Raw genomic sequence first — 23,349 nt, forward strand, 5'->3', positions numbered from 1 at the left:
GATTGTTTATAAAAATAGCGATTTAAAATATATTATCATACAACAATATAGTCAAAAAATAGAACAATACAGTCAAAATGATTCTTTAATACCTTAATTCACACCATTGGAGATAAAAATATGTCATTGGAGCGGGCAAAGCTCATTCAAAAGCTTCTCACAGTCAATTCCAATCTGTCGATAATTCTGTTCCACCTCCCTATCAGTTGTTAACTTCACTATCGGTAACGGTTTTTCATCCAGTGAAAACTTTTCAAACCGTGTTTTTATTCGGCTTACATTAGACTCCCCTGCAGAAAGTATAAATTCTCCTTTCTGCAATTCAGCAAATTTATTGCTATCATAAATTTCCTCCTTCTGTTTGCTCCTGGTAACACTACTATTGTATCGACCAGAACTGGACCCCGCGGAAATACTTTTCTTTTCCTTCTCCTCCTTTCCAAAAAACAAGGGATAATACTTCAATGCTTCCACATCTTTTGTTTTCCCCAGGAATAAATTAGCAAAATTGGCCATAATGGAAACCCTATCCTCCTTACCATACAATTTATCGAATTTCGTACCGGATTGTGTCAATACAAGAAATGAAACGCCATATTCTCTCAAGACCGATGGCAAAGATTGGAAGTCATTCACTTTAACGGTAGTCATTTCATCAAGAACAAATGCGAATTTCACACGATTACCAAACTCAATCCGACGTGCAGCAAGGGGAACTAACATCGCTACAATAGGAGAAATCATACTCTCAATCGCAAAGTTATTTGAAACAGCAAAGAGCTTCGGATCTTCCGGATCTATCAAGTCATAGATAAAATCATTACCAGAAAGGACATAACATACGTTCTTGTTAGTAGCTAAATTACTGATATAGTTATTGATGGAAAATATCACAGAACTTTGGGTACGTTCACTGCCCTTGGAGCCAAGAAACGCACCAGCTTTCATCTTAGACATCATATCCCCCTCCAGAAAACGCGTCAATTGTTCCGGTGTGGCCATTAGGATGAAATTGAGAATATGCGGAAGGGTGCAATACTTCTCGTAATCACCCTGAAATTTATAGAATCTCACCGCCACACCGCAAAGTAATCCAAGCGCAGCCTGAAACCATTCATCAGTATTACCTTTCTCAGGTTTCATTGCATTAAAGAAGTCCGTCATCGCCTGGAAGAGCATAGTTTCATTACGAATCACATTTTTATTAAGAATGTTAAATCTATATGTACGTGACATATCCGTGAAACTTATATAATAGAACTTATAAGGATATTTATACTTCTGCACCAGGTTCCAAGCAGTCTTCGTATAATCATAATCTTTATAATCATAGATGAATCCTGCCCATCCATAACGTATATACTGTTCAAGAATGGGCTTACCTATCGAGGCAGTCTTACCGGAACCGGCACCCCCCAAAACCATGAAATTATCACGTGGATAATAGAATTCAAGCTGACCGCTTTCGCTGCCAAGAATAAATGTATCTTCGTCTTTTCTAGGCTTGGCTTTCTCGACACCAGATTCATTGAGCAAATATTTGGTAACAAAAAATAATGAAAAAACAACAATCAAATAAAAGGATAATTGAACCTCAAAAAAACAGAGAAATACGTACGAAACTATCAAAGTAAGAAAAAAACCTCCACAAGCATACAATACAAGATTTTTCCATTTTCTTACAAACGGATTAATGCCCATAAGAAAAATCAAACATGCAGAAAGAAACAAACATTCAATAAAAATCAAACTCATATCACTGACTCATTTTCCAATAAAATATTTTTAATTTTTTGCTTTAAATACAACTTGACAGATTTCTTTGTTGGATGAAGAATTAGAGTAATATTTCTTGCACCAGTCATAAATTGCCTCTCCTCTTTCATATCCTCCATTACCTCATGTATAATCTTATTCTGAATCTTATTTTTATAGCTGGAATAACTGCTATCGTGATAGTAAAAGCGTTCATCTGCATTTGCTATATATCCATATTTATTACCGAAATGCTGAAAGCAGTCTACCTGCCAACCTTTCATGCTGAAACCATTTTTCACAGCTTTCCCATTAAGAACATTAACATTTCCCATACTTTTAGCCAGAGGCGACAATGATATGGTCTGAGTAACGTCCATCCTGGAAACTATAACATGAGCATGAAGCTGCAATCCTTCTTTCAAGTCTCCCTTACTTCTTAAGCCATCCTTAACCTCTTCATCAAGATATGTATAATGCCGTTCAGTTTCCACTCTTCCAAACCAGAGAAGATCTTCACTTGACAAATCCTTATTTCTATTAAAATTCCTAGCATATATATCCATACAGTCCCTTACGTAATCTTGGAATTCAGAGACAACTTTTTCAATCTCCTTATCCGTCAGTGAAGAAAGAGCTACCACGTTATCTTTTCCTGTCACCTCTTTAATCAAATGGGCAATTTCCCTTTGTGAAGGATTGTAGGATAACATGTAGAATTTATCTTGATTGTTTTTAAGTGTTTTCTTATTGTTGTCTATTTTTTGTATTACTTCGGTCAAAGGCACACTATCCTGATTTTGCGAAAAAAAGAATTTTCCAATACCAGATTCCTTATCCAAGTAATGAGCCAATTTAACACAACTGCCTGCATTAACTGACACTCCCAACTCATTTTTTTCTGGACGATGCAATTTGCTATACATTGATATATGTTCTAATTTTTCTTATTAGTTGATCCCTATGCTCGCGAGACAATAGAAAGAAACCGTCTTTATTAGAAGAAAGAATTCTGTCAGATAATAGTTCTTCAATATCAGATATAATATCCTGAATAACATTATTTTCAATAGCATCCGACCGAAGTTTTTGTATAAGTATATCTTTATTTCGTATATCCGATTTCAATTTCTCATTCATTTGTATTACCCGGTATAATTCCTCCTCAGAAACACTTAACCCTACTTCTGGAGTATTACTTCTATCCGAGAAAAATCCATCCTCAACACTATGTAATATGGGATCAATCTTATTAATCTCAATATTACGTAGAATCTTTATCAGATCATCCATTCTCTTCAATAAAACAGCATTGCCAGACTTCATGGTAGAAACAAAAGTAGCAACTGGAGGTGTTTGACCAAGACGGGGCTCTACGCCGGTCAGCTCGAAATACCCAAGCATCTCATCCAGGCAGTCTGAATAACTGCATCTCTTTTTATATCTATCAAGTCTATTCTTTACATCCTCTTTAATCTTTATACTTTTATATTCCTCTGCCATTTAATTATCTATTTTATTGCAACAAAGATAGTTAATATTAATAATTCCACCTATTTTCCACCAAAAAACAATATATGAAAAATTAATATGCTGATTATATGGCATTTATAAATTAGAATATTTTTAATATTCCACCTTATAAATCATTTTAAATTAAGATATTAATTATATAAATTCTACCAAAATTCTACCTAAAAAATATTATGTATTTTATAACTATCTAATATATAACGCTTTGCGTTATTAAGTTCACAATTTGCGTGAACTCTTCTTGCTAATCACATTACACTTCGTTTCATTTCCCTTGAAGAAAGCAAATACCATTAGGGAAAAATATTTATATTAAAGGCAGCAAGTATTAGCATGTGCATGCGCACGAATAAAGAAGCTTTCGACAGAAGAACATCATGAACTCAAAAATGCGAATGGTGCCAGCTTTCAAAACACACTCTACCGGCTTGTTTTCTGGCTCAATTTTGAAACTTTTATCAAATTCCGAGGTAATGTTCATCAAACAAAAGAAATCTGCTTAAAACGAATTTAAAATACAGAGGTGAATTTTCGATTTATTTTTCCCTATTTGTTGTATATTTACTACTTGGTTCATTTTTTCGTAGTGACGATTTAATTTTTGGAGTTTTTTTCGATTGATTTTGTTATTTCTTTAGCAGCAATGAGTTTAGAATATTCTTTAGCTAAAGCTAGAGAAAAATAGCAGTTTTGAAAACTGATTGATTTATAGGAAATTACAAATTTACGCTCACGCTTTTGGGGAACGCTCACGCTTTTGGGGAACTTACGCTCACGCTTTTGGGGAACTACGCTCACGCTTTTGGGGAAGTCTTTTTTATAGATGTTCATTTATTTTTTAGCTTACTCTATTTTTTAGAACGTTAACATATATGAATTGCATTTCGATATTTTAAAACTCTATTTAACAAATTGATAAATTCTACAATGATGGTTGAAATATACGCTCACGTCATTTTATGTTTTTCATGCACTTTTATTTGCATGAAAAAAAACAAAGTCATATATTTGTCTCAAAATAAATAATATGAATACTTCTAAAGCTGGGAAAAAAGAAAAAGATGCTTTGATTAAAAGGAATAATTCGGCTCCAGATTTTCCTTCGACCCTAATTTTAAGCAGGAGTCAAATGATTGTTGAAAGATATATCCAAGAGTATTCGTATAATTTGGAAGACTATATTCAGAATCGTAGAATACTAACAGTCGATATTGATATCCAAACTTTAAGAAATTGGTATCCTACTAAGCATTGGAAAAAAGATCTAGAGAATACATGTCTTTATATGATGAATGCACGAAAAGGCATTTCAACAAAAGGTGGGTTCGAATTATATAGTTTGCTTACGTTTGCAGAATTAGATGACACAGGATTACATGTAAATGTTGACCCAATGGTATTGCAGAAATACATAATAGCTTCCAATACTCCCAACACATTGATAGACTTTGGTCTGTCAAATAAATTCAAGGGAGCATATACCCATGAATTTTATTGGTTAACTTGTTTACATGACCAGCCAAGTTCTGGATATAAGTTTGACCTTACGCCCGAATGGATTAAAAATAAATTCGGAGTAAAATATCAAAATAGTAATATCAAATTACAGATAATTATACCTGCACAAAAAGAAATAAAGGAACTTTACGATAATAAACTATGTCCTCGCTACTTTACATTTGAAGAAGTAAGACAAGTAGTAGGGAAGTGTACCAAGATAATTAAATGGGAATGTACCATTCATAATGAAAATAGAGAGGATAAACGTAAGATAGAAGCGAACAAGGCCTATAGGGAAATAGATAAATTTCTCACTAATAATCTACCTAAATATCGAATAAATGTATTAGAACAAATAAGGCTATTTGATGCAGAACAAATTATTAGGATTTGGATGAGATTAAATAAATTTGAGAATTCTGACAAGAACGAAATTCGCAATAAAACAGCCTATTTGATTTTCATTCTTGATAAGTATGGAATATCTGCCAAACAGAAAAAGAAAAACGCATCGTCTATAACTTCCGCACCTCTATTTGAAAAAGAAGAGAAGGATACAGTAGCCGGTATTAGCTACTGGAATGAATGTTTAAAGCACATAGACGAGAGTCCGAATACAAGTAAGGAAGTTAAAGCTCTCTTTAAACAACTATATTTTTATTCATACACAGAGGAAGAAGAGGAAAATCTCATTACATTCCAAACCTCTAAAGAGTGTTATACAGCCATAGAAACTTATTTTACAGAAGTTTTTGCCGCCGTTCTCCAAAGATATTTTCCATCTCCTATAAAAGTTTTTTATAAAGTTCACTAATTATGAAATTTGAAAATTACGATATTATCCAACTGCACCATTTATTGGACAAATATGTCTACTCTCAGGTCAACTATGAAAATGAATTGAATCGTAAAACCATAAAGACCAATATAAGTTGGAAAGAAATTCTTCTATTTCTTCATTGTACATCTTTAATCGAAGCAAAAAAACAGATGAGAGAAGCTTTCTACTGTTATGCACAGACATTTGTCACCATTTACACAGAGAATGATTTTTTTTCCTCATATCCTTTAGTCGTAGATGTAGATGCCACTGATTCTGGAATCATGATAGAGCATAATACAATAGCACTCAAACACTATCTCAAGCATTTTGACAACAAAGTAGAAATTTGGAACCGATTTATAGAAAACCTATTAGCTCAACACTTAAAATCATCAGGAAAAGTCATATACTCATATTTATGTCGCGGATATGAGAATACTATATCAATGGAGATATTAAAAAAAGATTTAGGCTCCACCTTGTCTAATCCTCAGTTCTTATATCGCATTATCAGACCTATTGAAACTGAAATTTTATCTCTTTATAACAAAAGATTAATACCTTTTTATGTGAAAGTAGAAACCCAAAAATCAGCCTCAGGATCCGGTGGTCGTTTGCTTGGAGTTACCTTTAAAATTATTGATGAGGTATCATTAATAAGACAAACAAAATTGCTACCTGAATATTTAGATTACCTAGAGGAACAATTACTTTGCATATATCCAATGGAATACCCTTTCCTTATGGAACAAATAAAAGAAATGCCCACTGCTGTTATTGAGAAACTTCATAATGCTATTAAATACATAGGCACAGATCCTGTAGCTTATGAATTGCCTATTGCTAGAGTTGTCAAAACAAAGCTTGAAGAAGATTTTGACATTCAATTTCCTTAGTCCAAACATCCCTACTCCTATCCATATCAATCATATGGGACTATTGATTTTTTTTTAAGTTAAGTGGAAAACAAATAGAGAAAGAAAGACGTCAAATTATAATATATTGATTTATTTATCATTCGATTTGACGTCTCATGCTTCTCCCTATTTGTTATCGATTGCCTGGATGGAGAAAGATATGATAGGATTTTGCAGGCCTTTGTATTCATCTATAGGGTCATTCACTAATAATCTAGTTATCATGTAAACAAGTCTTTCATCATCCGGATTACACATAGATGCATCAAACTCAACTATCACATGAAACTTCAGTTCTACTGGTTCCGGAACTTGTTCCAGTTCACTGGCAAAATATTCAAATAATCGGTGATACTCTGCCCATTGAGAAGTTCCAAAAATATATTGGCCAATATAAGCATTGATTTCACTTGTCGATAGATGAGCATCTAATACATTGCCGGTAAGCTGTTCTATAGCCTTAATTTTGGCTTTCTTGCCGGCATATTTTCGTCTCGTCCTCATTGGTACGTGCGGTTCTCCATAAGCTATAACCAGTTCAGATTTTGAACCGACAACTTTATAAACTCCATACTTTACTTCCATATCTGCAATTAACTAAGTAGCACCACAGTTTTCTCCGAGCGCTCCAGCTGGCAATATCCATTCTTCAGACACCGGTAGAATAATTGATTGATCATAATTGTAAGATGTTGCGAGGCGCTATAACTCCGGAGTGATATTATTGTACACGCCCCCATTGCCATTAACTCCGGTAATCTTAAATTTCTTTTTAATGTATATCCAAAATCCCGTTCCAACTTTATTATTCTACCTATCTGTTCCGGGCTGACACTTGCAGCACTGGCAAACTGATTCTTGTTGCCAAAGATAATGATTTTCAATGATATAGCCATTTTTTTCAACTGTTATTTTTTTTGATATATTTTATTGATTATCAACACATTAATCATTTTCCCTATTCGTTTAAATATGGGTAAGCAATAAGTTTCGATAGGTTCTGCTTTGAGTGACAAATCATACAAAGTATGGATGCACGAAAAACAGTACCTATCGAGACGAATGTTTCTCTTTGCCAATCTTTATTCCTGAAATGGAATTTATGTAATGGAAGGGATAGAGACTGGCAAAGTTGCAAGAAACATACCTTAGCAGGGCGGGTGGGAAGAATGGAACGGTGAAGAGGTCGGCCTTTGCCGACCAAAATTTTTGGAAGCAGCCCCTATGGATGGAGCTGCTCTAATTGTACTAATCAAATAAATCCAACTGCATTCTTTTAGCTTCTTCCCGCTTTTTCCGGATATTAATCTTTTTTATGGGAGTGATTACATGACCTTTTGCATCATCTCTTTGGTTTTGCCAAGTTCGCCAAACAACAGACTCTTCTTTCGCTATTCGACGAATAGTCGGCAACCCTGTAATGGCTAATCTTTCATTTACTTTCCAACCGTCATAATAAGTATCCGGATTAAGCGAGTCATGCCAAATCACCTCCCCCACACAACCATGTATGAGAAAGTTGCAAACTGTCATCAGGCAACAAGTGCGGTCAATATCTTCAGCACAGAGATAGGAACTTAGATGTTTCACATGCCAGGCAAGAAGATTTCTTCCACTTCCGCAAGCCGGATCTCCACAAAGTTCTACTGAATTGTCTTGTGAACCGCAAAGTTCTGCCATCAAATCACATATATGCGCTGGAGTAAAAAACTGCCCATTACTCTGTTTTCTTGCATTCCCGGCAATGCAGGACATATACAACTCACCAAAGGCATCATACCATCCAGAAAGACAAACTTGCCTTTTCATTATTAATACCCATTCCGTATACATCTTATAGAACATGGCTACTTGTTCTTTCTCATATTTCCAATTCTCAAGAGCCTTTTCTCCTGGCGAAAACCCATGAATTATATAAATTAGAAAATCATCAAAAATACGGCTTACATCAGTCCCACATTTATATGCAAGACTGACAATCAGTTTCTCCAGCTCTCTTACTTCCATTGGTGTACATGCATTCATTTCTCAATTCAATTTAGAATACAATAACGTACTGTAGCATCATCAGCAAGATACAAATCCCGCTCAATACCTAATCCATATGGCAGCTCTATATTTTGAAGTTCCGATAAAAGCACATATCCCCATTCCCATTCATAAATATGCATATATCCAAATAGCCGCCAGTCCCCATTAGAAAGCCGTTCAGCTTCTGTTATAAGCCATGTGCCTGCTCCTGCCGGATTAAAATACTTTACAATCACTTTAGCATCCAACATCATGCCTTCTTGCGAATAAATAGGATACTTTGAAAATGTTCTCTCCAGTTCTTTTGTTATCAGTTTCATAATGCAATTTTTTGTTTTTCCCTATCCGGGTAGTGACTTTTTTTTAAAGTCCTGTCCTAAGACGATTATCTGTCTTTTTGTATTGGCCATAAAGCTCCGGAGATAAATACTGCAAATTTTTTCAAGAAATACTACCCGTTTACGGGCTGGAGATTTCTGCAATAAAAATTTGCAGTATTTTCAGATCCGGAAATAGCTTTGCCGATACAAAAAGACAGATAATCGTTTTAGGACTACCAGCTGCTACATGAGGAATTACCCCAATAGGGTAAAAGACACATCCGCTCTCCCTGGCATATAGCCAGGGGGGGGTAAAGGGGATAAGCAACAAGGGCATTTGTCAATTATCGGAGACTCTGTACCTGATAATTGACAAATGCCCGCCAACCTTAGAGGGTGGGTGGGGAAAAAAGCATCTGAATAAGCAACCATATCTTGCAGACAAGGACAGCGTATGAACAACGGTCGGCGAAGCCGACCACAAATTTAGAAAGGGTGACACCTTGTTTCATCCAATTGCCACCCATAATTACATATATGCCTACTGCAGCTTAAATAATCAGTTCAAACTCAGTATTTGTATGATTATCCGCAGTCAATACCACTTCTTCATCGTTATACATCCGTTCCACTTCATTTTTAGCTTCAGTATAATCTTCAGCTTCAATCTCAACAGTTTTAGAAAGAGTTTCTATTATCTCTATTTTGTACACCATTATTATCTATACTTTAAAATTACACCTTCTCAAAACCAGTAAAACCTATAATGATGAAGTCTTCACCGCCACAATCACACAACGCCTTAAGTTCAGTCAGACTATCACAGTAAAAGAAAAAATCATCATCATCCCTACTATCGCTCGACATTTTAATTTTTACCTCCTCACAACCATTATCGTCTTTCCACACGATAGTACAGATAACATATCCAGGCTCACATCCATTTTTCTCGCAGAACTTGCTAAAATTATTATCTATTATGGCTTTAACATCCTCTACATCAGTCAGAGTTCTACCCGTCTGGCACACGTTGCACCACCCATATAGGAATGATTCATCTGTGTAATTTTCAAAAACCTTTGTGTTAGGATTTATCATAGCTTCACAAAGGACATCTGCACAACCGCATTTACTACATATCACGCTCATATGATTCATTTTATATCAAGCAGGAATGAGTATTATACCCCACTCCTGCATATTATTACAATCAATTTTCTTGGCTCTCTGAATTTGTTTTATCTTCACCTACGGGCGCCTCTTCCATTGCTTCTATTCTTTCCTGCAACCTATCATTCCGTTTTTTGTATATTTCCGTTAAATCTTTATCTATATTTTCCACTTGTTCAGCTTGATGAAAGTTTAGAAACACTCTCAGCGGATTATTTTCTTTTTCTTCTGAACCACAATAGGACTGTTCAAGGTGAGAAATAATAAAATCTCTCGTGATAATGCTTATTTGCTCTGTTGTCAGCTCCAGCAAATCGGCATATTTTAGCGAATATTTTTCTTTCCCAACAGCCAGTTTTTGATAGACGCTATCACGCATTTTTCTTATCATATAGAAATACATCAACGCAACCTCTTCCTCATACAGTTCACCACTCGGCACATCCATATCCTTAACAAGTTTCTTTTGCCTTTCCACTATCTTCTCATAACAAATTTCCTCATTTCGGGATATTTTCTTTTGCAGCTTAATGATTTCGGGATTTTTCTGTACAACCTTTCCTTTCATGCTGTTCCCATCCGTATTTATTTCCTCTTCTTCGCTTTTAGGCGCCTCGGCATAAACAATTTTCACCTCATTCATCCCTACTTGGATGTAAGGCTTTATATCTCCCGCTGCCACAAGTGCATTCCTATCTTCTATCGCATTCTCATACTCTTGTTTTTCTTCCTCATACTCATTCATTGCATCATTAAAATCGTCCTCATTCTCATACTCATCACGAGATGGCAGTTCCGGTTCTTCATAATCATTCGTAGCATATATGGTCTGAACTTCATACCCATTTTCTTGCAACTTCTCAATGACATTAGCATTTGTAGACAAGCAAGGATGCTTACATATACCAAAACCCGGATTGGCATTCTGCATATCAATCACCTGCTGATAAATGTACATTGCATTTTTTTCTGTTAGACATTCTCTTTTCGCACACGTTCCAACACCCTCAACAAATAGGGAAAAAGTAGCGTTATTATACGGGCAGTTCTTACATTCCTCCTTATCAAAGGCATATTTCTCTAACTTGGTGGAATAAGTATCTTCTATAGCATACTGTACACGACTAGCTTTATAGTTTATCCAAGACTGCCAGCCCAAACAGTTTTCGTCAAAATGCTCGATATAAATTTTGTTTTGTAAATCATTAGGATAACATGCAAGCACACCTGCTACACCTATATTTATTGCATCCTTTTCCAGCATATTCCGAAACTCCATTATGAGGTTTACAAGTTTTAATCTACCTCTTATAAAAGCTTCGCTCTTTCCAAATTTAATTACCAATGAATTAATATCATATTTTCCTCCTGATACCAACTTGGAAAAGGCTTCTGCCTCTTCCAAAGGAGAAACATCTTTTCTCTGCAAGTTTTCCGTAATGGCGTATTCCTCGGCTTCATCATCTGACAATTCTTTGATACATGCAGGTATGTTTTCCATTCCTGCTATCAAAGATGCACGGAAACGCCTTTCCCCACACACAATTTCGTAACGATTACCGACTGGACGAACCACAATAGGCTGGATAACTCCCTTGCCCTTAATACTTAAAGCAAGTTCTTCCAGAGCCTCTTCATTAAAAACTTTTCGTGGATTGAAACTGTTCCTATCAATCAATGATAAACTGATTACGGAAAAGCCCAGCGCGGCTTTTTTTTGTTTCTTTTGGTTTCCCATAATTCATTTGCTGTTGTTTACCCTGCCAGCTAAAGCAGTTTTAAGTTTATTAAATGCTTGTAATCTCTCATTGATTACACTACAAATATAGTGATTTTCAATGATATAGCCAAATTTCCAGCTCACTATTTTTTAAGTTATTTTTCTGATTATCAACGTGTTATATTTATCCCTACGCGTATCCCTATATCAAAAAGCATTCTCACTTACCTGACTCAGGTCGCGTTAGGGATAGCAGGCGAGTATGAGTGTAACGAATATGTTTGAGCCGGAAAGCCCGACCGGAACGGGAACGCCCCAATAACAAACAGATATAAGATTCAACAAATATCAGGCCCTTTAAAAGTTAATATATTGTAATATGCTAAAGGATTTTTTAGAAAATAGAAAAATGTATGTAGATTTGCATCATTAAGAAATTTATAAGATTTTGTCGTTGCTTTTTAGAGACAAAAACCATTGATATGAAAAGTAATTTATCAAGTCAAATGAAAGCAGAGAGTTCTGTTAGAACTAACCGTGAAAGTATAGCTTGCTGAAGAACTGACCTTACTACTGCCCTCATACCAACCATCAAACGAATATCCTGAATTGGCCCTTGCTGTAACAGTGCAACTGGAACCATCCAAGACTTTGCCACCACCAGACACTGTACCACCAGTACCTGCAGATACAGTTACAGTGTACTCTTTCTTGAATGAAACCTTAAATTTCCAATCTTCATGCTGAATTCTAAAACTATAACTATTAGACCCAGTGAACTGATTAGTATTGCCACCCACCGGCCCTCCGGTAAAACTGGCAAGCTGATAGCCTGAATATGCTACTGCCGCAACAGAGGCAGTAGCTTCACCATCATACAAACCGGCACCGGTAGCATAACCGCCAGTGAACTCCACCCTATTACCGGCACGGGTCGTAACACCCTGCCCATCACCATCCTCACCTTCAATAATAACCGAGGACTGTTTTCCAGGCACAACCGGACGTTGCACCTCATTTTCAACCAGCTCGTCACGACCACAGCTGACAGCCAACAGAGCAAACAAAGCATAAATAATTCTTAACTTTCTCATAAACATCTGAATTTAGTTTATTATACAAATATAGTAGATAACGTATGCAATATCATTTCGTATTTCCTAATACTCAGCAGGAAACCTTTATCTCAAATTTAAAGATTATTTCAAAATCATTCAAATAATAATAGGTTTTGCGAACCGGTGAGTACGCTATCCGGGCACCATAGTCCCGGAACTCCTGAAGATAGTAGTTGACCATTCTCCGGGACACACCCAACTTAATGGACAAATCAAGGGAATCACCCGTCATCTCACGGAGTATCAGACCGTGAAGCTTCTCCATCCTTTCAATCTGGCGTATAGTGTTCATGGCTTTCTTTTTTTTATCTCGTTCAGAAGCACTTTCCAATAATAAGTGTTGTTGCCAAGAAGCCTCTTGGTCTCCTTGTTTCCTTTGGCCTTCCTATATGCACACAATGCGCCTATATCGTTCATCCCGCCAAGCTGAAGCGCTGCATGCTGCCTTACAGCCCTATCCAGATGCTCGACACTCATTCCAGAGGTATAGCTCTTCAGTATTTCATAATATATGTTCAGCATGGCATGACGTGACAGAAAATTATAGTCCTGGGGAATGGCAGCATAACCGTAACGCGCAATACTTAACAATATTATATACTCTTTCTCTTGTTCTATCCGTTCCATTCTCAATATATAAATAGTGGTTTGATGACGCGATTATTTTTTCTCACCTCATAATGTAGATGATACCCGGTGCTACGTCCTGTCGTACCGACAAAACCAATTATCTTACCGGCAGGGATACTCTCTCCTGTTCTGACGTAATATCCCGATAAATGGGCATAAATACTGCTAAAACCGTAACGGTGCTTGACCTCTACACATTTTCCATACCCGCCGCGGTGCCCGACAAAACAGACAACACCAGCAGCTGAAGCATGAACCGTAGTAGCCAGTTCACAGGCATAGTCAAGGCCGGCATGAAATCGCCCCTTTCCAGTAAGGGGATCTTTACGATACCCATAGGGAGAAGATACCCTTCCGCCAACGACGGGTATGCGTAAAGGCAGATAATCCAAAATCCCTGCAGAGAAATAAAGGTCTGCCACCTCAACTATGGGGGCAAGGGTCCTGGACTTTATCGCCAGTTCCTCGAGCAGGGATACCGGAACGGAACCTGATAGTAACATCAATATGGCAAGCAGCTTTATCATCTGTGAAATCAAGGATTATTCCGTACCGGAAAATCCATCTTCCCGGTACCTGATTTTCTTTGGGGATTAAGTATCTCAGCCGAAATTATAGGCTTGTTATCAAGCTTGTAAAGGAAGTGACGGCCACCTTCACGCTCCTGCATCTCAATAACCAGTTTTTTCTTGTCCGGAATTGTAAACTTGTTCAGAGCGGCTGTGAAGTTTTTTGTCTCATGCGCACCGATCCGCTCCGGATAATCAAAGAAAAACAAAGGAATCTGCTCGATCTGTTGGATGGCCGTCTTTTTCCGGAATTTGGAGTCCTGGATATAGAAACGCACGAAATCAGGAACATAGTCTATATTGCTGTAATTGACAATACGGAATTTGAAGAAAAGAATATCCTTGTCAATAATGACATTCGTGATGGAAAAGCGAATGCCGGCATAATCCTTATGCAATTTGTTCAAGGATGGGAAACATGCATTCACCTTTTTACGCAGACTTTCACGCTGCACACTATTAAGTTCCTTATTATCAAGCAGGGCAATGCGCTTTTCCTCCGTCTTGGCTGTAGGATCAACGACATATGAAAGGTGGGACGGCTTCTCTGCAAATTTCAGATCAAAAGTATAGAACTTACCAGACTGGGTGACGACAGACACGTTCGTCTCAGAAGAGAAAGGGGCTGAAGCCCGCACAGCAATAATATTGTCAACGCCTGAAGCCTTGACAACTTCCACATCCTCCGTACCGTAGTCAACGTACATTATCTTATCGGGAAAGATGAGATGGCTCTGCTGGTTGTCGTTGACAGCAATAACCGGAGGCCGCATATAGCTCCTGCCGACCTGAAGATATGTCTCCTGAAGTTCCGGGACAAACGAGACATTATAACTGTAATACTGCCCATCGGCAGTAACGACACTCATATTGGTAAGACCTTCAAATGACTGCACAACAGATTTCAGACGGATAGCGCACGGGTAAGCCTCAATCTTCTCTCCGGCCACATTCTCGTCTCCAATAGAGAAGTATTTCACCTCATTCGGAAAAATGAGATGGAATGTCTTGTGTGTAGAGACAGAGAAGAAGGAAGACTGGATCTCCCGTAAAGCAATGGTATTGTCAGCCGCCGTTCGCTCTGTGCCGGCTGTCTGTGCCGCCACCGGACAGATAAGGGAAAACACAAATAGGGAGAACAATATATTCTTCATGCCATACTTCATTGATTTACTTCTTTTTGATTGTTATACACTAATTTCTTCTTTCCTTATCAGATATCACCTATTTTTCTTCCGGACGAAGATACACTTCATAGTTGGTCTTAATGGTGACCTTTATCTTTTTCACATTCTTGGATAAAGCCTGTTTACCAGCATTGGCAGCACTTGAAGCCACAACAGTAGCAACCTGCGCGGCAGCATCAACACCGGGTATTCCACTTGTGGGCAACCCGTCCAACGCACCGCCCGCAGCATCCTTGGTAATCTCGGATTTTGGATTACCGGGCACATAGATACCCAGCAAGGCGTCCTTGGAATATACCGACTTCGCGAACGGCAGGATGTTGCCTGAAAGATTGATATGGGTAATCTTGACATTCACACGTTCGCCGTCTATCCCGGTTACAATACCATATACCGGTGAATTTTTCGGAATAAACACGCCATTATCCGTATAGGCATCCTCTCCCAAACGCATTTTAAGGGTACTGCCAGCCATTACGACCTGCTCCGAATGTACATATGCCTTAATCGCATTTCTGTTACTTGAAGAAGTAAGGCGGATACTGTGAAATGGAGAAGCCTTTTCCGGCCCGGCCACCGGCATCTCTTCATCATTCTCCGCATCACTCTTCTCAAGCTCTTCCATTTCTATCCTTCTGTCCTTCTTCAAGCCTTCCATTCCATCCTTTTGGAAACGGCCATCCCGGTCATGTTCATCACTCCGGGCCGAAGGCAGGCCGGATAATGCCTGCCCTTTCCTTTCAGCCTCAATATTCCGCAAACCGGCAGACAGATTCTCCTCATTCTCACGGATAGCCGCCTGAATACGGGCTATCGCCTCCGGATCATCTTCCCTATATGTCGAAACGGAAGAAGAAGCATATTCTCCGACGTTGCCGGCAAAGCCCGGTGCTACAACATCATTGGAAGGGCTTTTCCTCTTATCGGACGTATTGATCATATCATCGATGGACAAATCTTCAGCCTCGGCACGCAAGGATATTGTCTGCCTCTCCATCTCCTGAGGAGCAGACATGTCCATAAACATGGAGAGAAAGAGCAATGCCGCCACAAGCAACATGCCCCCCATTACAAAAGGTTTCCTTATTTTCATGGCACAATTAATTTAAAGGAAAATATTCCTGGACATAATTCTTGAAATAATAACCGGTCGGATTCTCCGGGTAGCGCGGCGTGACACGTATCAGAGTACCGTTTGACACTATGCGGATTTTCTTTGTATCGTTACTGCTCATCACACTCAGTGTTGAGGAGAATACAACCTGATACTCGCTACCGTTACCCACTTGTTGCAGATCCTCTACACGATCAAAATTGCACCGGTAAACAACCCCCTTATTGATGGCATCCGAATAGGCCTTGTCATACTGGTATTTCCCGAATACAGCATTCAGATCAGCCTGGTTTACGAGAAAGGCCGCACGTGCCTGGTTGTTCTTGATGTTGTTGACATCAAAACTATTGACATAATAACTCACTGAATAGCAATGGGTCACCAGAAGAGCCTTATACAGCTCTTCCAGCTCCGTTGACTCTACCGGAAGTATTTCTCCCCCAGTGCTTACAACCAGCACATTGTCATTGGCGTGTTTCACAATCGAATATGAATAATACAGCACGGCAAGCACTATGAATGTGGCGGATACAAAGAAAAGCTTCAGATAAAGGGCTTGCTTACGCTTTGCTTCCACATAGGAGAGGAATCCCTTAGTAAGATTGGCCTTGTTAACTTCCATATTGCATAAAAATTAAATTCTTCAAAGACATTACAACAAAACTGACAACCAAAGCCAGCAATGCCAGAAGTATCTTCACCTTCAACGGCATTCCAACCGGACAGAATGCACCGTATATCTGTCTAAGAACCGCTATGTATTTTTCTTTTTCCACTTTCATGATTCTAAAATAAATTGGAAGCCTTAGCTTTCACGACACTGAACATCTTGATTTTCACCCAGACACCGACACATACAATCACCAATACAGTAACCTGCCCCATATTCTCCTTGCCTTCCATAAAAAAGCCGGCCACCTCATTCGAGAACTTGTCCGCCAAAAGAAACATCGGAATCATCAGATAGCAGATGATCATGTTCTTCAGCCACGTATAGAAATAGCTCCGGGTATTTTCGTGTATCATCAGCACAATGGCCACCGGTGCAATCAGTTCCAACAGTAAAAGCCACATATACCGCCCTAGAATAAAGAATGTATAGGTGTATTTGAAAAGGAAAACACCGACAGACATCACTATTGCGGTAAGGGCCTTCCAGACAATATCCGTGATATTGGGAATATCAAGCGTCAACCCTTTAGACTCTTTTTCCTGTACTGCAAGGACCTGGTTCTTCACCATATTCGTCATAGTCTCTATGGATTTGTTGCCCGTATCACCACCCAGGTCGTTGATGAGGTTGTCTTGCAGTTCAACGCAGACCGTCTCAACCAGATGAAAAACCATACCGGCAGAAGTGGCAATGAAACAGACAACCAGACATATCTTCACCTGCCCCCAGTATGCGGCCACATCAAAACGATGGTTGTTGCTTGAAAGATTCTTTTGCCACTCATCCCATAGTTTCATACCGATCAGAAAGACAACAATGGCTATCATTATATACTGGAAGGAGTCATATACAATATATGATTTCGTCCGGTCATAAGCCACTTGAATGGATTCTATATTTCCCATAATCATCATTTTAGAAGTTGTAACTCAATGATATCACGGGTGGCCATCGATGTGCCCAGAATCATATCCACTGTATGCAGCCTCTGGAGCAGTTCATCCTGTTCCTTCTTTATATCCATCAGACTCTTCAGACGCTCACTGTCATTCATCTTGAACTTACTGGTCATCGTATTCGAGATCAAGGATATCAGAGAATTATTGGTCGCAAGGAAGTCAGTGACATTGCGCTCAATGGAAGAAGCAAGGGACAAATCGACCTTATCGGCACGGACAATAACGTCAGTACACCGGTCCACTATATAGGATTGCCGCTCAATCAATGATTTGGCATAAGCTGCATCCCTGATTGCCGAAGAGACGTCTGTGACAAACTTAAGGGTAGTGGTAAGGATAGAAGCCTGCTCTTTCAGCTTCAGCAACTGGTTGCCCCAGGTTGCCGCATTGGTAATTTGGTTGGCTATGGTATTGGCATTCATCGCGGCGTCAGTCACCGGGATCTGTGCATGTGCCAACCGTATCGAACAGCACATCACGAATAGGGATAATAAAAGATGTCTCATGTTGTCATTTTTTAGAAGTTAAATATGTTTCAATGGCCGTTTGCATATCATGGCCGTTTGTACTATACAGCCGGTCCAGAGCAGCACGTTTCTCTCCCTGAGTCTGGAATGCAAGATACTTGCGTGCCGAAGCTTCCAGACGGACCGTCAAGGCATAGTTCTCGCCAAATCTGATCCAACACTCTGAATAGGGATGCGTACAGTCATAATTGTTCTGTATGGACTTCATCTGATTGATGTGGGCATTGTTCTTTATCATAAAGGTCTTGATCACCGCATCATATACGACCTCGGTACCTTCAAGCACATACAACAGTTGGGTATTGGCTATAATACCTTTCGTATATTCATTTTCCGGCAGCTGGAAAGGTGACTGGATAATGGTCATGACAGCTCCGTTCTCTTTTCTGATTTTCTGGTAGAAGAAAGCGACGGTCTGATGTATGTCACCCTGCAGTGAGTTGGAAGACTTCATCTGGGCTGTCTCGGCATATTCATCAAAAATGATATACCCTTTTTTTGAAGGATCTGACAATATCTTATTATTGATGACGTCAAACAGAAGGCTCATCACGACAGAAGCAACAAAAGGGTTTGCCTTGACTTTGGTCAGTTCAAAATGGATGAACCTCTTATCACTCAGGCTGCTGGCGACACCTTCAGCGGCACACAGATTCGCGTAGCTCTTGCCGGGCATGAACTCACTGCAAACATGCCGGAAAGAATCAATGTCAAAGTAATCCGGCCTGATGTCACACTTCTCACACAGACTCTCATAATTCTGCGTGAGATAAGTGTAGAAACCCGGAAAAGAATGTCCTTGGCTGACATCACAATAGTATTGGGAAAGCATCTTCCGCAAGGCTACAGTCAGATTGGGGTCTGTCGAGCTGTTCTGCCAAAAACGCAGGCAGAGTGCGACCAGTGTCTCCTCCTTTTCGGGGGTCATGGGTGAACCTCCGAGATCGAAAGGATTGATGCCAAGGGGCTGGTTCTGATCATACTCAATGTGTATGGCTATCTCCGGATAGAGGTAACACAATTGCTTGAAGCTGTTTCCGAATTCAACACCCACCACTGTAAAGTCCTTGTCCAAGAGCTGGTGGATGATATTATTCGTCAGAAAGGATTTCCCGGAGCCGGTTGGTGCGATAACCACGGCATTACGCGCCTTGATACGGCGGTTGTTGGCATCCCATATATCCTTGCGCAGCGGAATCTGAGTCAGGCGGTCGTTGAAAAGAATACCGTCCGGATCATCGGAAAAGCCTGTATAGTGGACAAAGAAAGCTACGGCAAGGGAGAGCGAAGTCATGAACATATATTCCAGCCTGAGCGAAGATACACAGCCAACTATTCCACCGGCATATAAATCCGCAAGGTTGCCATATGAGGGTATATAATATTTCAGATCAAACAAGTCGAGCGCTGACCGCAACTCCTTCTCGGCCAGTTCCAACTGTTGAGTATCCTCTTCCCACAGAACGACCGAGTAATGGGCATAGCAGAGGATCTCGTTATTGTCCTTAATCTCCTTGACCAGTTCCGTCATTTTGGCAATCTTTGCCGGCGAGTTGATTCTGTCCCAGCCACGGTTGGCGATATGGGAATCCAGATTACGGCGCAACGTGTCCTTCAACTTCTTGTCCGAATAAAAATAAAGGATCTGGTTATACACATGGTTATGATTGAGATGAATGCCGCCAAATGCCTCGGAAGGAGACATATAAAGTTCGGACTTGTCCTTGGAAACAGTGTAGTCCTTTCCATACACCGGATACTGTTCAGGCAAGAACTCGTCGTCTGTGATGGCATACACCCGCGCCTTGGTATTTCCAGCAGTAATCTGCTCTTCAAAATGTATATCACGTATTCCGTTCTTTTCCGAGAAATTAGCGGAAAGGAAAAGATACTCCCGCAGTTCATCCAAGGAAAGAAAGTCAATCCTTGTATTACGGAGCGCAGACAGATTATTTATGGCAAACTCAACGGCCGACAAGAACTCATCCAGCCTGTCTGAATCCTCACCGGAAAGATTCTCCTTAAAAGAGAATATATTCTTCACATATGCGGAGGACAACGACTGTATTCCTGCCAGAGTGAAGGCTATCATACAGCTGTGCTTGAGATATTTCCTTCCTGAAAAGTGCTCCTGATCAGATTTGGCCAGATACGACATCCCCACACCGGTTGACTGGAAGGGAAGACTTCTGAAAATATCCTGCTTATGCACCCAACTATTGTCAGGCATATGGGAGAATGCCTGTACAAATACAGCATGGCGTGTTGCCAGTTCATCCTTGTAAAGTGAATACACCTCAGGCGATGACAGTCTGACCACATAGGTCAGACTGCCGTTCTTTCCGATAACCATCCCATGGCCTTCCCTATCCGGAATGATGTCATGTATAGGATAAAAAAAATCATTGTCCATATCTTCTTTGGTTTAAAGCCCTATAAAGCCCACGGTTCGATATCGTGATAACACGGTTGTCCTTTCTTATCTTCACTTTGTCGGATTTCCTATAGAAATACACATAAAGAGCTGTCGGAATTCCCAATTCAATGACCGCCTCCACAAGGAAGGACAGTACAGTTCCCTTCTGCAAAATCGAACTGAAAGAAAACAGGACAAAGACAAAGCTCACCAGATAGGCACAGAAGACAATATAGAAATAGTGACTCAGCAACCCCTTGATTTTGCAGGGAGAATCCAGTCCCCTATATACCTTGCAAATATCCATCAGATGCTGAAATTCATACTTGCCAGTTTCGAAGCTATGAATCCGATAGCCGCAATACCGACAACAATAAATATCATCCCCTCTCCCACGGATATCCAACCGTCCTGCTTTGACAGTCCGTTCTTCCCGCGAAGAGCTTCTTGGTTATAGATTACAAGTCCGATAAATCCACCCAACATCAACAGACCGATGGCGGGTATCAGCCAGGAAGACAGCATGCTGTTTATGTCTGACCTGGAGTTTGCTGTCTGTGCAAACATTGAGGACGATGCCTGAAGCATCAGACCCAATAAAACGATTTTCTTTTTCATAATTATCTTCTTAAATAGTCATTGTAATTGTTGTCGTTAATCCAATCCTCCACGGATATGTCAAGGATTTCCAGTTTGTCCCTATCTTCATTAAGCTGGAACTCGTAGGTATAGCTTTCTCCAGCCCGGAACTCTGTACCATCCACCGAATATGTGTACTGTTTCCCGGACTTCAGGGTAATGAGCATTTCTTTCCCTACTGTAACATGAGGAACGACAAACAGCCGGCCACCCGTAGAAGCCACCTGACCGGATTGCAAATCCGTGAACTCCCCGGTACAGATATTAAACCTGCATGTTACCGGAGAAGAAAGAGACAGCCCCGTAACCTCCTCACCTTTAACGCTAACCACAAGTTTGCTCAAAGCATGGTACAATTTGACAGATAGGGAGACTGAACCTGGCGCAATGGGAGACGCAACCCTACTGTATAGTACATCGGTCTGCCTTGTCATATCAAGCGGCAGGACCGGTGGGGAATCATTCGACGAATAGGGATAATAAGCATATACCTTACCGGCTTTAGTCACATATACGGGCTTATCCATTGCCCACGCCCCAGAGTTGTAGCTTGCGCTCCAGACACCGCTTCCTTCATAAGGTTGCCCGGCTTCCGAAGTGATATACATGCCGACTGGAGAGAAAAAATTCTCGGATTGGCCGGACGAACTGCTTACGACATAACAAGAGCTGATCTTCATCTCCGGTTCTGTCTTGCCATCGTTCTCATCACCGCCACATGCGGCGGTGATGAGAAAAAGTGCTAAAGGAAAAATTACTTTCTTCATATCAGATAACTAATTAATGTCTACAGAATTTTTCTTCAGTTGAAGAAGAGTTACCTTTATTGTTTTTCCGGATGACGCTTGGGTAAACGTTACCACACCACTACGGGCTGAAGCATTCGGATTGTCTCCAACAGTTATCTTAGATCCGGAAACAGAAGCCCAGGACACATTGCTGGAGCCAGAATAACTGACATTCTCTGTGCCAGTTTGTACGCCGTTCCACTTCACGACCCTGGTAGAGACAATTGAATAACTCTTGGAATCACCTCCGGCGGCTATGCTGCTCCAGCTGGTACTTGTCGAGCCGTCACTAAAGGTAAATGTATATGCATAAGAGACAGAACCAGCCGATTGTCTGACGGTAACGTCAGCCGTCTTACCACCACTGGAGGCACGATAAACACCACTAAGTGCGCTTGCTGTGGTATTATTACCGAAAGTGACCGTAGAACCGCTCAATGAACCGGAACCGGAAACCTTGCTCCAGCTGGCACTAACTGCGATTGTCTGACTCTCAGTTGTCGTATTGGTAGTAATACCGTTCCACTTCGTGTACTTAGAGCGGGTCTGGTTAGCTTTACAACTCAATGCGGAGTTTCCTCCGGAAGCGGCTACAGGATTAGGAGAAGCACTCACTGTAAGGCTGCTAGTGGTCCAATTGCCGTAATCAGTTGTCATGCTACCTGCAGACTGACTGACCGTAACGTCAGCCGTCTTACCACCACTGGAGGCACGATAAACACCACTTCTAACACTTGTTGTAGTGTTATTATCGAAGGAAACCGTAGAACCGCTGAGCGAACCGGTGCCGGAAACTTTACTCCATGTAGCTGTTACTGCAACAGACTGAGACTCTGTATCAGTCTTGGTGACAACACCGTTCCACTTCGTATATTTAGGACGGGTCTGGTTAGCTTTACAGCTCAATGCGGAGTTTCCTCCGGAAGCGGCTACAGGATTAGGAGAAGCACTCACTGTAAG

The 23,349-nt window shown here is 40.1% G+C and carries 26 protein-coding genes and 1 pseudogene; 2 read left to right on the forward strand and 25 right to left on the reverse strand.

Annotated features, from left to right (window positions below; all coding sequences use genetic code 11):
- Nucleotides 1-123: 123 nt before the first annotated feature.
- The 4 genes from DWY55_RS18975 to DWY55_RS18990 form a co-directional block, all read right to left on the reverse strand.
- Nucleotides 124-1,755 (reverse strand): type IV secretory system conjugative DNA transfer family protein, encoded by a 1,632-nt coding sequence (locus DWY55_RS18975; protein ID WP_243633679.1) that lies wholly within the window; start codon nucleotides 1,753-1,755, stop codon nucleotides 124-126.
- Nucleotides 1,752-2,681: a DUF5712 family protein gene (locus tag DWY55_RS18980; protein WP_117952183.1), complete on the reverse strand. Its 930-nt coding sequence runs from the start codon at nucleotides 2,679-2,681 to the stop codon at nucleotides 1,752-1,754. Before DWY55_RS18980 ends, DWY55_RS18975 begins: the two co-directional genes overlap by 4 nt.
- On the reverse strand, nucleotides 2,674-3,258 hold the full coding sequence (locus DWY55_RS18985; protein ID WP_120178258.1) for a BfmA/BtgA family mobilization protein: 585 nt from the start codon (nucleotides 3,256-3,258) through the stop codon (nucleotides 2,674-2,676). Before DWY55_RS18985 ends, DWY55_RS18980 begins: the two co-directional genes overlap by 8 nt.
- Nucleotides 3,259-3,882: 624 nt before the next feature.
- On the reverse strand, nucleotides 3,883-4,119 hold the full coding sequence (locus DWY55_RS18990) for a hypothetical protein (RefSeq protein WP_120178260.1): 237 nt from the start codon (nucleotides 4,117-4,119) through the stop codon (nucleotides 3,883-3,885).
- A 196-nt stretch (nucleotides 4,120-4,315) separates the two neighbouring features.
- Here DWY55_RS18990 and DWY55_RS18995 point away from each other — a divergent pair, with 196 nt between their 5' ends.
- Nucleotides 4,316-5,602 carry a hypothetical protein gene (locus tag DWY55_RS18995; protein ID WP_117974832.1) on the forward strand — a complete coding sequence of 429 codons (1,287 nt, stop codon included), beginning with the start codon at nucleotides 4,316-4,318 and terminating at the stop codon, nucleotides 5,600-5,602.
- Nucleotides 5,603-5,604: 2 nt separating this feature from the next.
- Nucleotides 5,605-6,507, forward strand: a complete 903-nt coding sequence (locus DWY55_RS19000) for a hypothetical protein (protein WP_120178262.1) — start codon at nucleotides 5,605-5,607, stop codon at nucleotides 6,505-6,507.
- A 147-nt stretch (nucleotides 6,508-6,654) separates the two neighbouring features.
- Here the strand turns inward: DWY55_RS19000 and DWY55_RS19005 are convergent, their stop codons facing one another.
- From DWY55_RS19005 to DWY55_RS22065, 21 genes and pseudogenes are all read right to left on the reverse strand, one after another.
- Nucleotides 6,655-7,113 (reverse strand): hypothetical protein, encoded by a 459-nt coding sequence (locus DWY55_RS19005; protein WP_120178264.1) that lies wholly within the window; start codon nucleotides 7,111-7,113, stop codon nucleotides 6,655-6,657.
- 663 nt (nucleotides 7,114-7,776) lie between these two features.
- Nucleotides 7,777-8,535 (reverse strand): N-6 DNA methylase, encoded by a 759-nt coding sequence (locus DWY55_RS19010; protein ID WP_243633680.1) that lies wholly within the window; start codon nucleotides 8,533-8,535, stop codon nucleotides 7,777-7,779.
- Between the two features lie 26 nt (nucleotides 8,536-8,561).
- Entirely contained in the window at nucleotides 8,562-8,879 is a 318-nt protein-coding gene (locus DWY55_RS19015; protein WP_117952158.1) for a DUF2958 domain-containing protein, read from the reverse strand.
- 551 nt (nucleotides 8,880-9,430) lie between these two features.
- The gene (locus DWY55_RS19020; RefSeq protein ID WP_117952155.1) at nucleotides 9,431-9,595 is read right to left on the reverse strand and encodes a DpnD/PcfM family protein; all 165 of its coding nucleotides are present in this window, start codon (nucleotides 9,593-9,595) and stop codon (nucleotides 9,431-9,433) included.
- Nucleotides 9,596-9,614: 19 nt separating this feature from the next.
- Entirely contained in the window at nucleotides 9,615-10,028 is a 414-nt protein-coding gene (locus DWY55_RS19025) for a hypothetical protein (protein WP_227201798.1), read from the reverse strand.
- A 61-nt stretch (nucleotides 10,029-10,089) separates the two neighbouring features.
- Entirely contained in the window at nucleotides 10,090-11,787 is a 1,698-nt protein-coding gene (locus DWY55_RS19030) for a ParB/RepB/Spo0J family partition protein (RefSeq protein ID WP_120178266.1), read from the reverse strand.
- A gap of 479 nt (nucleotides 11,788-12,266) precedes the next feature.
- Nucleotides 12,267-12,863 carry an InlB B-repeat-containing protein gene (locus DWY55_RS19035; protein ID WP_133303493.1) on the reverse strand — a complete coding sequence of 199 codons (597 nt, stop codon included), beginning with the start codon at nucleotides 12,861-12,863 and terminating at the stop codon, nucleotides 12,267-12,269.
- Nucleotides 12,864-12,936: 73 nt separating this feature from the next.
- A complete protein-coding gene (locus DWY55_RS19040) occupies nucleotides 12,937-13,179 on the reverse strand; it encodes a hypothetical protein (protein ID WP_117952146.1) in 243 nt (80 codons plus the stop codon).
- Nucleotides 13,176-13,514, reverse strand: a complete 339-nt coding sequence (locus DWY55_RS19045) for a hypothetical protein (protein ID WP_118273855.1) — start codon at nucleotides 13,512-13,514, stop codon at nucleotides 13,176-13,178. The genes DWY55_RS19040 and DWY55_RS19045 overlap by 4 nt, the downstream gene beginning before the upstream one ends.
- Before the next feature lie 2 nt (nucleotides 13,515-13,516).
- Nucleotides 13,517-14,044, reverse strand: coding sequence for a M23 family metallopeptidase (locus DWY55_RS19050; protein WP_117952142.1), 528 nt, complete (start codon nucleotides 14,042-14,044; stop codon nucleotides 13,517-13,519).
- 8 nt (nucleotides 14,045-14,052) lie between these two features.
- Entirely contained in the window at nucleotides 14,053-15,240 is a 1,188-nt protein-coding gene (gene traN, locus DWY55_RS19055; RefSeq protein WP_165859527.1) for a conjugative transposon protein TraN, read from the reverse strand.
- Nucleotides 15,241-15,310: 70 nt separating this feature from the next.
- Nucleotides 15,311-16,366 carry a conjugative transposon protein TraM gene (gene traM, locus DWY55_RS19060; RefSeq protein ID WP_117974855.1) on the reverse strand — a complete coding sequence of 352 codons (1,056 nt, stop codon included), beginning with the start codon at nucleotides 16,364-16,366 and terminating at the stop codon, nucleotides 15,311-15,313.
- 7 nt (nucleotides 16,367-16,373) lie between these two features.
- Complete coding sequence (locus DWY55_RS19065; RefSeq protein WP_117952134.1) at nucleotides 16,374-17,009, reverse strand: hypothetical protein; 636 nt, start codon at nucleotides 17,007-17,009, stop codon at nucleotides 16,374-16,376.
- A complete protein-coding gene (locus DWY55_RS22060) occupies nucleotides 16,999-17,169 on the reverse strand; it encodes a hypothetical protein (protein ID WP_165859050.1) in 171 nt (56 codons plus the stop codon). Before DWY55_RS22060 ends, DWY55_RS19065 begins: the two co-directional genes overlap by 11 nt.
- A 4-nt stretch (nucleotides 17,170-17,173) precedes the next feature.
- Nucleotides 17,174-17,965, reverse strand: coding sequence for a type IV secretion system protein (locus DWY55_RS19070; protein WP_165859528.1), 792 nt, complete (start codon nucleotides 17,963-17,965; stop codon nucleotides 17,174-17,176).
- 5 nt (nucleotides 17,966-17,970) lie between these two features.
- Entirely contained in the window at nucleotides 17,971-18,525 is a 555-nt protein-coding gene (locus tag DWY55_RS19075) for a hypothetical protein (protein ID WP_133303494.1), read from the reverse strand.
- Nucleotides 18,526-18,529: 4 nt separating this feature from the next.
- Nucleotides 18,530-20,959, reverse strand: a complete 2,430-nt coding sequence (locus DWY55_RS19080; RefSeq protein ID WP_120178272.1) for a conjugal transfer protein — start codon at nucleotides 20,957-20,959, stop codon at nucleotides 18,530-18,532.
- Entirely contained in the window at nucleotides 20,949-21,269 is a 321-nt protein-coding gene (locus DWY55_RS19085) for a hypothetical protein (protein WP_117952123.1), read from the reverse strand. Before DWY55_RS19085 ends, DWY55_RS19080 begins: the two co-directional genes overlap by 11 nt.
- Nucleotides 21,269-21,580, reverse strand: coding sequence for a hypothetical protein (locus tag DWY55_RS19090; protein ID WP_117952121.1), 312 nt, complete (start codon nucleotides 21,578-21,580; stop codon nucleotides 21,269-21,271). Before DWY55_RS19090 ends, DWY55_RS19085 begins: the two co-directional genes overlap by 1 nt.
- 2 nt (nucleotides 21,581-21,582) lie before the next feature.
- A complete protein-coding gene (locus tag DWY55_RS19095) occupies nucleotides 21,583-22,368 on the reverse strand; it encodes a fimbrillin family protein (RefSeq protein WP_120178274.1) in 786 nt (261 codons plus the stop codon).
- Nucleotides 22,369-22,377: 9 nt separating this feature from the next.
- Nucleotides 22,378-23,349: pseudogene (locus DWY55_RS22065) on the reverse strand (BACON domain-containing protein); the annotation flags it as partial.

Source organism: Bacteroides sp. AF25-38AC (assembly GCF_003602995.1).
GTDB lineage: Bacteria > Bacteroidota > Bacteroidia > Bacteroidales > Bacteroidaceae > Bacteroides > Bacteroides uniformis.